The sequence below is a fragment of the Leptotrichia shahii genome (assembly GCF_008327825.1).
GTDB classification, from domain to species: Bacteria; Fusobacteriota; Fusobacteriia; order Fusobacteriales; family Leptotrichiaceae; genus Leptotrichia; species Leptotrichia shahii.
This window is the reverse complement of record NZ_AP019827.1, coordinates 1,000,574-1,014,640: the sequence shown is the minus strand read 5'-3', so window position 1 is coordinate 1,014,640 and position 14,067 is coordinate 1,000,574. Positions and strand designations below refer to the sequence as shown.

General features: G+C 30.3%; 10 protein-coding genes. 2 read left to right on the top strand and 8 right to left on the bottom strand.

Features of this window, described 5'->3' with window-relative positions; all coding sequences use genetic code 11:
* Positions 1-10: 10 nt before the first annotated feature.
* Both nrdI and F1564_RS04735 read right to left on the bottom strand, forming a co-directional pair.
* Positions 11-382, bottom strand: a complete 372-nt coding sequence (gene nrdI / locus F1564_RS04740; RefSeq protein ID WP_018450074.1) for a class Ib ribonucleoside-diphosphate reductase assembly flavoprotein NrdI — start codon at positions 380-382, stop codon at positions 11-13.
* 175 nt (positions 383-557) lie between these two features.
* Positions 558-797: a thioredoxin domain-containing protein gene (locus tag F1564_RS04735; RefSeq protein ID WP_018450075.1), complete on the bottom strand. Its 240-nt coding sequence runs from the start codon at positions 795-797 to the stop codon at positions 558-560.
* A gap of 527 nt (positions 798-1,324) precedes the next feature.
* On the opposite strand from F1564_RS04735, the gene metH reads away from it, so the two are divergent.
* Both metH and F1564_RS04725 read left to right on the top strand, forming a co-directional pair.
* Positions 1,325-4,834, top strand: a complete 3,510-nt coding sequence (gene metH / locus F1564_RS04730) for a methionine synthase (protein WP_018450076.1) — start codon at positions 1,325-1,327, stop codon at positions 4,832-4,834.
* A gap of 76 nt (positions 4,835-4,910) precedes the next feature.
* On the top strand, positions 4,911-5,450 hold the full coding sequence (locus tag F1564_RS04725) for a hypothetical protein (protein ID WP_018450077.1): 540 nt from the start codon (positions 4,911-4,913) through the stop codon (positions 5,448-5,450).
* A gap of 413 nt (positions 5,451-5,863) precedes the next feature.
* On the opposite strand, the gene lon is transcribed toward F1564_RS04725, so the two are convergent.
* The 6 genes from lon to rbfA all read right to left on the bottom strand — a co-directional run bounded on the left by lon (position 5,864) and on the right by rbfA (position 14,057).
* Positions 5,864-8,215, bottom strand: a complete 2,352-nt coding sequence (gene lon / locus F1564_RS04715; protein ID WP_018450079.1) for an endopeptidase La — start codon at positions 8,213-8,215, stop codon at positions 5,864-5,866.
* A 120-nt stretch (positions 8,216-8,335) separates the two neighbouring features.
* The gene (gene clpX, locus F1564_RS04710) at positions 8,336-9,568 is read right to left on the bottom strand and encodes an ATP-dependent Clp protease ATP-binding subunit ClpX (RefSeq protein ID WP_018450080.1); all 1,233 of its coding nucleotides are present in this window, start codon (positions 9,566-9,568) and stop codon (positions 8,336-8,338) included.
* 177 nt (positions 9,569-9,745) lie between these two features.
* A complete protein-coding gene (gene clpP / locus F1564_RS04705) occupies positions 9,746-10,321 on the bottom strand; it encodes an ATP-dependent Clp endopeptidase proteolytic subunit ClpP (RefSeq protein ID WP_018450081.1) in 576 nt (191 codons plus the stop codon).
* A 193-nt stretch (positions 10,322-10,514) separates the two neighbouring features.
* Complete coding sequence (gene tig / locus F1564_RS04700) at positions 10,515-11,801, bottom strand: trigger factor (RefSeq protein ID WP_018450082.1); 1,287 nt, start codon at positions 11,799-11,801, stop codon at positions 10,515-10,517.
* A gap of 56 nt (positions 11,802-11,857) precedes the next feature.
* Complete coding sequence (recJ, locus tag F1564_RS04695; RefSeq protein WP_018450083.1) at positions 11,858-13,549, bottom strand: single-stranded-DNA-specific exonuclease RecJ; 1,692 nt, start codon at positions 13,547-13,549, stop codon at positions 11,858-11,860.
* A gap of 139 nt (positions 13,550-13,688) precedes the next feature.
* Positions 13,689-14,057, bottom strand: coding sequence for a 30S ribosome-binding factor RbfA (rbfA, locus tag F1564_RS04690; protein ID WP_018450084.1), 369 nt, complete (start codon positions 14,055-14,057; stop codon positions 13,689-13,691).
* Between the last annotated feature and the right edge of the window lie 10 nt (positions 14,058-14,067).

The following is a 14,067-nucleotide window of genomic DNA, read 5'->3' as shown; positions in this document are numbered from 1 at the left end:
AAATTAAAAGTTAGTTATTTTCCAAATAATCTATATAATTTTCCACTTCCGTACTTGTTCCCGACAGCTCAAATTTCATCAATACTGGAATTCCATATTTCTCTTGAATTTTATCAGCTGCTAGTGCGAAAAATTGTCCCCAGTTTCTATTTCCGCTAGAACTCACTGATTTTATCAATTTGCTATTATTTCCATTTTCTAAAAACTTGTCTGTTGTTTCTGGAACTTCTCCAATTTTTGTTGTGAATGTTAGAAAATGCCCTTCGTTTTTGATTATCATAGTTGGATTTATTTTTATAAAATGCCAGTCTGGACGTTGTGATTGCATTTTTTTTATAAACCGCTCAACATTTCCTGTTTTTGAATCATAATATATATACATTGATTTCACCTTACTTTTTGGCATTTATTCTATTTTTTACTGAATAAATGGCTAAAATTTTGTTTTGTTTTCCAAATTTTGACATAAAATATACTCAAAACTAAATATTTTAATAAAAATTGTTTTGAGTATTATTATTAATTACTTTAAATTGTCTTTTTAGATTGTTCCAAAATTACATCATTGAGATGATTTCATTGATTTCTTCTGGCTTAAAGCCGATTGTTCTTTTTATTTCTTCGTTTTCTTCAAATAAAATTACTGTTGGAACGCTTCTTACTCTGTATTTTACAGCGATTTCTGGATTATCAAATGGATTTATTCTTTCATATTCCACACCTTTTTTATCTAATAGATCTGACACCATTGCACATGGATTACAGTCATTCTTTTCAAACTTTATTATTTTTTTCATTATTCTTTTCTCCTCCTATTTTTACACATAAAACACAATATGTAGTGTTTTTTCTGATTTTTTTATCGTATATGTAGTGTATCTTATTTTTAGAATTTTTTCAATAAGATTATATTTAATTTTTGATTAAATAGTTTTCTAAGTTGATGGATAAAGGGATTTTATAGATTATATATTTTATATATTTTATATATCAAAATTCTCTTATTTATTACTATTCAAAAAAGTTGTGAAAAAATAATAGTTTTAATAATAGTATCGTTTTTTTATTTAATATTAATGTAAAATTATAGTCAATCTACTTAATTGGCAATTATAAAAACAAAAACGATAAAGATTGAATAACAGCAGTATTTAATAGATTCCTTGTCAAAGAGTGGAGAACAAATCTAATATGAAATTTAACACATTTCATAATCGAGTACAACACCTTTTTAACGTATTTTACAAATAATTAATATTTCTATATACACATACGCCTTTTTATGATAGAATAAAAATAAAGTTTAATGACAGGAGCTGAAAAAATGACAGAAAATAAATATAGGAACTCATACAATTTGTTACAGAATGATTTAAAATATAAAATATTACTGCTGGATGGAGCAATGGGAACGATGATTCAGCAGGAAAATCTAACTGCCGATGATTTTGGCGGAGAAAAATATGAGGGATGTAATGATTATCTTGTGCTGAAAAGACCTGATATTATTAAGAATATTCATAAAAAATATCTCGAAGCTGGAAGTGATATTATTGAAACTAATAGTTTTGGGGCTTTGGATATTGTATTAAAAGACTATGACTTGGAAGATAAAGTTTTTGAGATGAACAAAAGGGCTGCTGAACTTGTAAATGAGGCTATTGCAGAATATAAAAGCGAGAATCCTGAAGTTACACGAAATCTTTATGTGGCAGGTGCATTAGGACCTTCTAACAAGTCGATTAGCGTTACTGGAGGCGTAACTTTTGAAGAGCTTATTCATAATTATTATACTGCTGTTTCAGGGCTTATGGCTGGTGGAGTTGACTTAATTCTGTTTGAAACTATTCAAGATACGAGAAACTTGAAAGCCGCTTATTTAGGGCTTAAAAAGGCAATGGAAGAAAATTATACTGTTCCATTAATGCTGTCTTTTACAATTGAAAGTACAGGAACAACACTTGCAGGACAGACTGCGGATGCCTTTTATTATGCTGTAAATCACATGAATCCATTTTCTGTGGGACTGAACTGTGCAACTGGACCTGAATTTATGACACAGTTTTTAAAAACATTGAATAATATTTCAAATACGTATATTTCAGTTTATCCAAATGCTGGGCTTCCTAACGAAGACGGAGAATATGAGGAAACTCCAGACACATTGTCAGCAAAAATTGAGCCGTTTTTCCAAAATAATTATTTAAATATTGTTGGTGGGTGCTGTGGAACTACTCCTGAACATATTCAGAAAATTAAGGAAAAAAGTGTAAACTATTCTCCAAGAGTTATTGATGAAAACAAGGATTTTAACGATGTATCAGGGCTAATTGCTCTAGAAATGCCAAAAGATAGACCAGTTTACGTAGGTGAACGTACGAATGTTATTGGTTCACGTATTTTTAAAAACTTGATTGCAAGTGAGAAATTTGATGAGGCGACAGAAGTTGCAAGACTGCAGATTAAGGGGCGTGCAGATGTAATTGATATTTGCCTTGCGAACCCTGACAGAGATGAGATTGCTGATATGAAAGCATTCTTGGATAAAGTAGCAAAATTTGCGAAAGTTCCGCTTATGATTGACTCAACTGATATAAATGTCGTTAAGGAAGGGCTTACTTACTTGCAAGGAAAAGGAATTATAAATTCGATTAACCTTGAAGATGGGGAAAAGAAATTTGCTGATATGGCAAAAGTTATTAAAGATTTTGGGGCTTCTGTCGTTGTAGGGCTGATTGATGAGGAAGGTATGGCTGTTTCTGTTGAGAAAAAATTGAAAGTTGCCAGAAGAAGTTATGAGCTGCTTACGAAAAAATATGGAATTGACGAAAGAGATATAATTTTTGACACATTAGTTTTCCCCGTTGCTACAGGAGACCAGAAGTATATAGGCTCTGCCACAGCAACAATTGAGGCAATACGTCAAATTAAAACTGAAATGCCAAATGTAAAGACAATTTTGGGAGTGAGTAATATTTCATTTGGGCTGCCAATCGCTGGAAGAGAAGTTTTAAACACTTATTATATGCAAAAGGCTTACGAAGCTGGACTAGACTATGCGATTGTAAATACTGAAAAAGTTATTCCTATGAGTGAAATTTCAGACGAAGAAAAGGAATTATCAGAAAATATTTTATTTCACACAGATGACGAAAACGTATCAAAATTTGCAAACTTCTACCGTGAGAAAAAAGCCGTTCAAAAAGTTGTTGACACAAGCAATCTAACTACTGAAGAAAAGGTTTCCAATCTAGTTGTCGAAGGAAGTAAAAAAGATTTGACAATATATCTTGACGAATTGTTAAAAAAATATTCTCCAATTGATATAATAAACGGTCCTCTTATGACTGGAATGGATGAAGTTGGAAGGCTGTTTAACAACAATGACTTAATTGTTGCCGAAGTGCTACAAAGTGCCGAAGTTATGAAAGCTTCAGTTTCTCATCTGGAACAATTCATGGAAAAAGATGAATCGTCTGTAAAAGGGAAAGTAATTATGGCAACAGTAAAAGGGGATGTTCACGACATTGGAAAAAATCTGGTTGGAATAATCATTGGAAATAATGGTTACGAAGTAATTGACTTAGGAATAAATACACCTGCCGAAAAAATCCGTGAAGCAATTATTGAACATAAAGCAGACTTCTTGGGTCTTTCTGGACTTCTTGTAAAATCTGCCACAGAAATGGTGAATACTATGGGCGTTCTGCATGAAGCTGGTATTGATATTCCAATATTTGTAGGAGGTGCGGCACTTACGGAAAAATTTACTGTAAATAAAATTGAGCCTGCCTACAAGAATAACATCGTAATTTACTCAAGAGATGCAATGACAGCTCTTGCAGACTTGAACAAAATGATTGATGAGAAAAAATTTGAAGAGTTTAAGGAATATTTGCAAAAACGTAGAGAACTCGTAACAATTAAAGATGCAAAAAAACTTGAGCAGCTAAAAGTTAAACCAACGGTAAGTGATATTAAGGATGCTGACGGAACATTCGATTTTTCAAAAGTTGAACTTCCAAAATATGACTTTGAAAAAATTTATAAGCCGCAAACATTAAATAAACAAATTATAACAAATATAAAGGCGAAAGATGTATTTCCATTCATAAATTTACAAATGCTAATTGGAAAACATCTCGGAATGAAATGGATTGTAAATAATCTAATTGAAAAGCAAGATCCTAGAACAATAAAATTATACAATGAAATTCAGGATATTATCGAAAATGGCGACGAATACTTTGATATAAAAGCTATCTACAAGTTTTTCCCTGTACGTCGAAAAGCTGGAGAAAGAAAGGAAGATTTCAAAATCGAAGTTTTATCAGATGACTTGTCAACTGTATTAGAAACATTTGATTTTCCAAGACAAAAATATGGACAGTATTTATCATTAAATGATTATGTAAATCCAGATGGAATTGACTATATCGGATTCTTTGTCGCAACTGCAGGAGAAAAATCAAGACTTGTTTCAAATGAACTTAAAGAAAAAGGTGAATTTTACAGAGGGCACATTGTAAACTCTGTAGGACTTGAACTTGCTGAAGCAACATCAGAATATATTCACAAGATGATGCGTCAAGACGTAGGGATTATCGACAAAGACATTAGCATAAACGAAATATTGAATGCTCAATATCAAGGAAACCGTTATTCTTTTGGTTATCCAGCCTGCCCTGATTTGAGTGACCAAAGAAAATTATTTAATCTTTTAAAACCAGAAAGATACGGAATCTCTCTAACAGAAGAGTTTATGATGTATCCAGAAGCTACAGTAAGTGCGATTGTATTCTCACAGCCGTTCTGTAAATATTTTAATATGTAGTTTTTTAAAGTTTTTGTAAGTGAAGTTTATTATTTTAACTTATATAATGCACTTTTCTTATCAAAGGAGAAACAAAATGTATCAAATAATAAAAATGATTTTATTAAGTTCAATTTTTATGGATTATATTGATATTCAAAAGTTGGATAAAAGCGGACTTACAATACATATTATTGAAATAATGCTTGTTTTGTCACTAATTAATGGAATTATAAATTTATATGACGAGAAAAAATTTTTTATAATTGAATTTTTTATGATTATTTTATTTCACTTAAATGGAAACAAGATTATTCTAGAAAATTTTTCATTTTTTTGGCAGTTAATGAAATTAATCGGCGTTTATATTCTTCATCTTCTCATTACAACCGATGTTGGAATGGATGACAATAATATCAATCCTTTTTCTAAAACTGAATGGACAATAGTTTCAATTACTGTTTTAATATTTTTACTACTAATGTTAATTTTTAATATTGAAATTAACAGTTTAAACATTCTATCACTTTATTGCATTACATTATTTGAATTAAAAGGAATTTTTATAAACATTACAGAATATATAGAGAATCAAAAGAAAATCGAAAAGGAAAACAGAGATAAATGGCAAAAATAATAATTCGTGATAAATTAAAATTTAGGATATTCCCAAAAATAATATGGATTGATAATGAAAAGATAAATTAAAAGCAAATTCAGAAAAAGCTGCCTATGTACTTATGCAAAAATATCTTAACGAAGGAATTCCTAAAGAGAATATTACTTTAGATTCTGTTGATATAAATAGATAATAGCACATAATGATTATAAATTTTATTGATCACGAGGGTAAAGTTTATTTTATCTCTATGGAAGGTCTTCAAAATAGACAAACATTAATGGAAATGGCAAAAGTTATTGAAATTTGGAAGCCAACTAAATAAAATTTATAACAAAAAATTGGAAGAAAATCTAAGATTTAAAAACTTCCAATTTTTTTTATTACTTTTAACTAATCACATTTATCATAAAAAGTAATTTTTTTATAATTTATTTTCTTTTTCCTGCTTTTTTTACTTCTTTCTTCTCCACAAAAACAATCTTTTTCACATCATCATAAGTTTTCGCAAAGTAGAATTTCATCTGGTCTGCAATTTCCTTTGGCAATTCCTCCGTATCAACCTTGTTATCCAAAGGAAGCACAACATCCCTTATGCCAACTCTATGAGCTCCAATTACCTTTTCTTTAATTCCACCAACTGCCAGAACTTCTCCAGTGATTGTAATTTCTCCAGTCATTGCCACATCTTGTCTAACTTCCTTATTAGTCAATACTGAAATTATTGCCGTTGTAATTGTAATTCCTGCTGATGGTCCGTCTTTTGGTACTGCTCCTTCAGGAAAGTGTAAATGAACATCTGTTGTTTCATTGAATTTTTCTTTTATTCCAAGTTCATTTTTTATGTGCCGTACATAAGAATATGCCACTCTAGCTGATTCCTTCATTACATCTCCCAGCTTACCAGTAAGCTGCAGCACACCTTTTCCTTCCATTTTTACCGCCTGCACTTCCATAGTTGTTCCTCCAACCGCTGTCCATGCAAGTCCATTTACAACACCAATTTTACCTTCTTTTTCTTTAATTTTATCAATTCTGAATTTGGCATTTCCCAAATATTTTTTGACTTTTGCTTCAGAAACAGAGATTTTCTTGCTGTCAGATTTTGATAAAAGTATTTCCTTTGCTATTTTTCTAAATAATTTACCAATTTCTCTTCGTAAATTTCTAACTCCAGCTTCTCTTGTGTATTCATTTATAATTTTCATGACTGCTTTATCAGAAAATGAAATTTTAAATTCTTTTAATCCATTTTCTTCTTGTGTTTGAGGAATTAAATACTTTTTAGCAATATTTAATTTTTCAAATTCTGTGTATGACTCGATTGAGATAATCTCCATTCTGTCACGAAGCGGTCCTGGAATTCCGCCCAAATCATTTGCTGTACAAATGAAAAATACATTTGACAAGTCAAAAGTATGATCAATGTAATGGTCTTCAAATGAGTTATTTTGTGCAGGATCTAATACTTCCAGCATTGCTGAAGCAGGATCTCCTCTAAAGTCAGAAGCCATTTTATCAATTTCATCAAACAGCATTACAGGGTTATTCACTCCAACCTGTTTCAGTGAGTTTATGATTCTTCCTGGCATTGCTCCCACATAAGTTCTTCTATGTCCACGAATTTCAGCCTCATCTCTTACTCCACCAAGTGAGATTCTTGTAAATTTTCTGTTCATTGAACGAGCTACCGAATGTGCAAGCGATGTTTTCCCTACACCTGGAGGCCCTACAAGACAGATAATTGAACCTTTTAACGTTTTATTTAATTTTTTGATTGCCAAAAATTCCAAAATTCTTTCCTTTACTTCTTCCAATCCGTAATGATCTTCATTCAGTATTTTTTCAGCTTTTTTTATATCAATTTCATCGCTAGTAGAAACTTCCCACGGCAATTCAAGTACAGTTTCCAAATATGTTCTAATCACTGAAGATTCTGCAGAAAAATCAGGCATTTTCTTCATTCTTGAGAGTTCTTTCACTAATTTATCCTTCAAATCTTGAGGAATTTTAGCATCCCTTACTCTTTGATCAAGTTCTTCTAATTCCTCGTCAGAATCTGTTCCTTCTCCCATTTCTTCACGCATTACTTTTATTTTTTCACGTAAATAATAGTTTTTCTGAACTTCTGCCATCTGTTCCTTCACACGATTTTCAATTTCACGTTCAAGCATAAAAATTTCAATTTCTCTTTCAAGTATGCTTAAAATCTTATAGGCTCTTTCTTCCACGTCCAGCGTTTCAAGCAACCCTTGCTTTACATCTGTCGCAATCATAAGATTAGTGCAGATTAAATCAAAAACTTTGTCAATACTGCTAATTTCCTTTATATTATAAATAATATCAGGCAACACTTTGTTAGTTTTTTTGGCATATTTTGAAAATTCATCAATAACTTTACGCTTCAACGCCTCAGCTTTACTTTCATCAATTGGTTTTGAAAAAATTTCTTCATATTCAGCATAAATAACGCCATTTTTATCTTTTGAAAACTGATTGATAAGAACTCTATGCTTAGCTTCAACCAGCACTTTTACATTTCCATTTGGCATTTTTACTGTTTGTATAATATGAACTAAAACTCCAGTTTCATATACGTCTTCTGGAAATTTCGGTTCTTCTATATTTGCATCCTTTTGCGACGTAAGAATTAGCTTATTATCAAATCTTGCAACTGCTTCTTCAAGACTTTTCAGGCTTGACTGCCTACCAATAAAGATTGGAGTTACAACGCCTGGAAATACAACTAATTCTCTTGTAGCTATAAACGGTTTGTTTTGCATAATTTCCCCTTTCATATTTTATTAACATTCTAAAGTCATATAATTTCTTTGCAAATCTATTATCTAAATATAAAATAAATGAACTTATATTTATATTTTCTTTATATTTTTAAGTATTTACTATTCAACAATCACTTTATTCTTATCTGTGACAGCTTCCTTCGTAATTATCACTTTCTTAACATTATCTTTTGACGGAATTTCATACATCAAGTCAGTCATAACGCTTTCAATAATTGAACGAAGTCCTCTAGCTCCAATTTTTCTCTTAAGTGCCAGCTGTGCAATCTCAACAATCGCATCCTTATCAAATTCCAAATCCACATTTTCCATCTCAAAATATTTTTTATATTGTTTAACAAGCGAATTTTTAGGCTCTGTCAATATTTTTATCATAGCTTCTTCATCAAGCCCATGAAGAGCTGTAATTACAGGTAACCGTCCAATTAACTCTGGAATTAACCCAAATTTTATCAAATCTTCAGGCAATACATTTTCAAATAAAGTTAAGTCATCCAATTTAGTCTTAATTGTTTCCAGTCCAAATCCAACCCTTTTTTCATTAACTCTATCTTTAACTTTCGCTTCCAGCCCTTCAAATGCTCCACCAACAATAAATAAAATATCCTTCGTATTAATTTCAATCATTTCCTGATTTGGATGTTTTCTACCACCTTGAGGCGGAACACTTGCAACAGTCCCTTCAATAATTTTAAGCAGTGCCTGTTGAACTCCTTCTCCAGAAACATCCCGTGTAATTGACATATTTTCTGATTTTCTCGCAATTTTATCAATTTCATCAATATAAATAATTCCGTGTTCTGCCGTTTCAATATCGTAATCTGCAGCCTTTATCAACTTCAAAAGCACATTTTCCACGTCATCTCCAACATATCCAGCTTCCGTCAATGTTGTCGCATCCGCAATCGCCAAAGGCACATTCAATGTTTTCGCTAGTGTCTGCGCAAGCAAAGTTTTTCCACTTCCAGTAGGCCCTACTAGCAGCACATTGGATTTTTGAAGCTCCACATCATCATCTGTTTTTTTCTGCTGTTTATGGGTTATTCTCTTAAAATGATTATAAACCGCCACGGATAAAACTTTTTTAGGCTGTTCCTGTCCGATAATATATTCATCAAGTTTAGCCTTTATTTCCTTGGGCTTTAACAATGTAATTTCCCTATTATGCTCATTTTCATCATATTCCCTAAAGCTGTCCAATAATTCTGCACTGTCTTCTATACATTCATTACAAATAAACACATCATCCTCTTCAGGACTTTGTATTAACCGTTCCACTTCATGCTCTTCCCTGCCACAGAATGAACAGTAATTTTTTTTCTTATTTGCCAATATTTTTCACCTCATTTTTTCTTTATATAATTCCTATTTATATATTTTTATTATTAATTTCTATTTTATTATTTTACTTATTATTTTTTTACGCAGAGGTATCAAACGCCATACTTCTGCACTCCCACTTTACGCAAAACTTTTTATAATTTTAAAAATATATTTTAAATAAAGTTTTTATAAAATTTTATCAATTAATCCGTAATTTACAGCTTCTTCTGGCGACATAAAGTTGTCTCTTTCAGTATCTGCATAGATTTCTTCTACTGATTTTCCAGTTGCTTCTGATAAAATTTTACTTGTAATTTCTTTCATTCTTTCGATTTCTTTTGCTTGAATCTGAATATCTGTCGCTTGTCCTCTTGCTCCACCTAATGGCTGATGAATCATTATTCTTGAATTTGGCAATGAGTATCTTTTTCCTTTTGCTCCTGCTGACAACAATACTGCTCCCATACTTGCCGCTTGTCCTACACAAACTGTAGAAACATCACTTTTAATGTGACGCATTGTATCATAAATCGCAAGTCCAGCTGTAATTACTCCACCTGGGCTATTTATATACATGACAATATCCTTTTCATTATCCTGTGCATCCAAGAATAGCAGCTGTGCAACAATCGCATTTGCCATCCCATCTTCAACTTCTCCACTTACAAAAATTATTCTATCTTTCAAAAGTCTTGAATAAATATCATAACTTCTTTCCCCACGTCCATCATTTTCAATAACTACTGGACTATATACTGACATATTATTTCCTCCTCTTTCTATAAATTTTTCTTTTATTTTATTATTTTTTATTTTCTTTGTTATTAAATATGCTTGTTATCCCAATTCTTTTTATTTTTACAAAATAGTGAAAAAGAATTTCGCAATAAACTATTTTATCACAAAATTCTTCTAAAATCAAAATATTCTTTTTAATCTGTAATTTAAAAAATTACTATTTAACTTTTGCTTCGTTTACTAATAAATCAATTGTTTTTTGATTTACTAATCTGTAGTTTGTTTCATCAATAAATCTTTCATAGTTTCCATTTTTTCTTACATCAGCGATCAATGCATCTTTTTCAAGTCCGTACATTGCAGCCAATTTTTCAATTTCTTTTGATACTTCTTCATCAGTTGCTTTAATTTCTTCAGCTTTTGCAATTTCAGCTAATACTAATTCTGTTTTTACAGCTTTTTCAGCATTTTCCTTTGAACTTTCTCTCATTGTTTCCAATGTTTGTCCAGTCATTTGGAAATATTGTTCCAATTTCATTCCTTGCATTTGCAATTGTTGTGCAAATCTATTGATTTGGTAGTCAATTTCTCTTTGAACTAATGCTTCTGGAACTTCAACTTCTGTTGCATTTACTACTGCTTCTACAACTTTGTTCTTAAATTCATTTTCTGCTCTTGTTTCTTCTCTTTTTATAATATTTTCTCTAGTTTTATTTTTCATATCTTCAACAGAATCAAATCCTAATTCTTTTGCCAAGTCATCATTTAATTCAGCTTCTTCTTTTCTCTTAATTGAATTTACTTTTACTTTAAATAAAGCTGGTTTTCCAGACAAGTTTGCAGCTCCATAATTTTCAGGGAATGTAACGTTTACATCAAATTCATCACCTTTTTTGTGTCCTGCAATTTGATCTTCAAAAGTGTCAATAAAGCTGTGAGAACCTAATGTCAAGTCATACCCTTCAGCTTTTCCTCCATTAAATGCTTCTCCATCTATAAACCCTTCAAAGTTAATGTTTACAACATCATCATTTTTAGCTTCTTCATCTTCTGCGATTTCTTTTAATTTTGTGGCACTTTCTTTTAATCTTTCGATTTCTTCGTTTACAGTTTCATCTGTAACTTCTACATTTTCCTTTTCTGCTTCCACACCTTTATATTGCCCTAGCTCAAATGTAGGCAATACAGGTATTGTAAATACAATCTCTACTTTGTCATCGTTATGTTCATATTTTTCAAGTTTAATATCAGCAATTGGTTTTAATTCATTTTCTGCAACTGCTTTTCTATATTCATCAGAAATAATATGATTTAAGATTTCCCCTTCAATTTCCTTTTTAAATTTATTTTCAATAACTTTCGCAGGTACATGTCCTGGACGGAATCCGTCAACTTTTGCATCTTTAAAATGTACTAAAACATGTTCCTTTAAATGTTTTAATTCTTCTCCTTCTCTAACTACTGATACTTCGTAAGTTGTTTCATTTAATTTTTTTACTGCCATTTCTTTAATTCCTCCTAAAATTTTTTATTATATATAATTTATATTAATTAATTTAATTATTTAAAATCCTTTATTTTTAATTCAATAAATAAATCTGAATGAACAGACTTAAATATTGGAGTATAAACTATTTTAAATTTTTTCTTGTAAAAATTATTTGTTTTTAATTTATGTCCTAAATTATAGCCAATTACCGAAATGATACGGTTATTTTTTCTGACAAATCCTTTAAAATGCCGATTATTTATTCCAAACTTTGTTAAATTCAAAAAATTTACATCAGCATCCATAAAGTTAGGCTCTTGATTATCCAGACCGAAAGGTGAAAGCCTATTTATGTCATGCAGTTTTCTTTTATTCAAATTTTCAATATTCAGCCAAGCATCCACATAAAGTATTTTTTGAACATTTCCTCTATTTTTTATAGCAAGTTTATTCCGCAGATGTTTTTCTATTTCACCTAAATATTTTTCAGAAACAAGAAATCCTGCCGCCAAATCATGTCCTCCAAATCGCTCCAGCTTATTTGAAACACTTTTTAAAATATCAAAAATATTAACTCCTTCAATGCTTCTGCAAGATGCCTTCCCATATCCATTTTTTATTGAAACCAAAATTACTGGAATATTATATTTTATGGAAATTCTTGAACAAACAACACCAATTACGCCAGAATGCCATTTTCTACTTTTCATAAAAATATACTTTGGACGTTCCAGTCGCTGTATTTTTTCCTCCAATTCATTATAAATCTCATTTTCCAAATAACGCCTAATTTTATTGGCACGTTTCATTTCCTCAATTATTGAGAAAAGTTTAAAATCATCCTCTTGAATAAAGAAATTTACAACAATTTTTGAGTTGTCAATTCTCCCAAGTGCATTAAAAATTGGTGCTACAAAAAATCCAATATCGCTAGTTGTTATATTTTTCGGATTTATCTTTAAATAGTTAATAATATACTTCAAACCTTTTATTTTCGTTTTTTTTAGATTACTTAATCCTTTTTTTATGATAAATCTATTTTCATCAGTCATCGGCACAACATCTGCAACCGTCCCAATCATTATAATATCCAAATAATCATACAATATCTTTTTATTTGCGCCATAAGTTTCATATACTGCATCTGCAAGTTTAAAAGCTACTCCAGAGCCAGATAAAAATTTATTTGGATAATTTTTACTACTTTTTGGATTTATTGTAAGAACTCCAAGATTTTCTTCCTCGTTTTCAAAAATGCCAGTTTGCCTATGATGATCCGTTATAATTATGTCAATCTCTCTGTTTTTAAGCATTAATATTTCTTCAAGATTATTTATGGACGTATCAACCGTTATAAACAACTTTGCATCCCATTTTTTCAGAAATGCCAAAACATGCTTATTTATGCCAGTTCCTTTATGAACCCGATTTGGAATGTAATAATCTACATTTAATCCTAATCTTCTCAGCATCATTACCAAATATGCCACTCCAGAAATTCCATCAACATCATAATCCCCATAAACTATAATTTTTTCTTTATTTTTCCCAGCCTTTTGTATTCTTTTAACTGCATTTTCCATATCTTCAAACAAAAATGGATTATGAATATCCTTTTTATCTGAATTTAAAAATTTATGTACCTTTTCCTTTGTATTAACTCCTCGGTTTAAAAGAAGCCTTGAAATTAATTTACTTTCACCAAATTCAGAACTTTTTGATACCAAATAATTTTTATCATAGCTTTTTAATTCCCACTTCATTACAAGATTAATCGCTTCCTTTTTTGTATAATTAAACACCTTAAAATCAGAATTTTACTAAAATTTCTATATTCAGTAATTAGATTTTATTAAATTATTTTTTGAAATCCTAATTTTAAAGCCTTTTTGCATCTTTATTCTATTCAGTATCACTATTTTCTTTTTTTATTTCACTTAATATTGAAGCTATCTTTACACCATATTCAACACTATCATCCAAATGAATTCTCACTTCTGGAACAAATCTTACTGTCAATTGTGATCCAATTTTTTTTCTAAAAAATCCTTTTAATTTATTCAAATCTTCAATAATTTTTTCTTTATTTATATTATTTTTCAAATCAAGTATTGAAAATGTCAGATCAAGATATCTTCCATCTTTCGTAAGTTCTACCTTGTGAATTGTAACAAGATTTTTTATTTTTTCATTTTTTATCTCTGTCAAAAGTGTCATTCCAATGATTCTTGAAATTTCTTTTTCCAGTCCTTTTTTTCTTCTATCATTCATAAAATTATCA

Excerpts from the sequence above, each read along its gene's own strand:
- tig (WP_018450082.1), bottom strand. The coding sequence starts at position 11,801 with ATGGCAGTAAAAAAATTAAATGAAACAACTTACGAAGTATCAGTAGTT.
- recJ (WP_018450083.1), bottom strand. The coding sequence starts at position 13,549 with ATGAAGTGGGAATTAAAAAGCTATGATAAAAATTATTTGGTATCAAAA.
- lon (WP_018450079.1), bottom strand. The coding sequence starts at position 8,215 with ATGCAAAACAAACCGTTTATAGCTACAAGAGAATTAGTTGTATTTCCA.
- F1564_RS04725 (WP_018450077.1), top strand. The coding sequence starts at position 4,911 with ATGTATCAAATAATAAAAATGATTTTATTAAGTTCAATTTTTATGGAT.
- F1564_RS04735 (WP_018450075.1), bottom strand. The coding sequence starts at position 797 with ATGAAAAAAATAATAAAGTTTGAAAAGAATGACTGTAATCCATGTGCA.
- rbfA (WP_018450084.1), bottom strand. The coding sequence starts at position 14,057 with ATGAATGATAGAAGAAAAAAAGGACTGGAAAAAGAAATTTCAAGAATC.
- metH (WP_018450076.1), top strand. The coding sequence starts at position 1,325 with ATGACAGAAAATAAATATAGGAACTCATACAATTTGTTACAGAATGAT.
- clpP (WP_018450081.1), bottom strand. The coding sequence starts at position 10,321 with ATGTCAGTATATAGTCCAGTAGTTATTGAAAATGATGGACGTGGGGAA.
- nrdI (WP_018450074.1), bottom strand. The coding sequence starts at position 382 with ATGTATATATATTATGATTCAAAAACAGGAAATGTTGAGCGGTTTATA.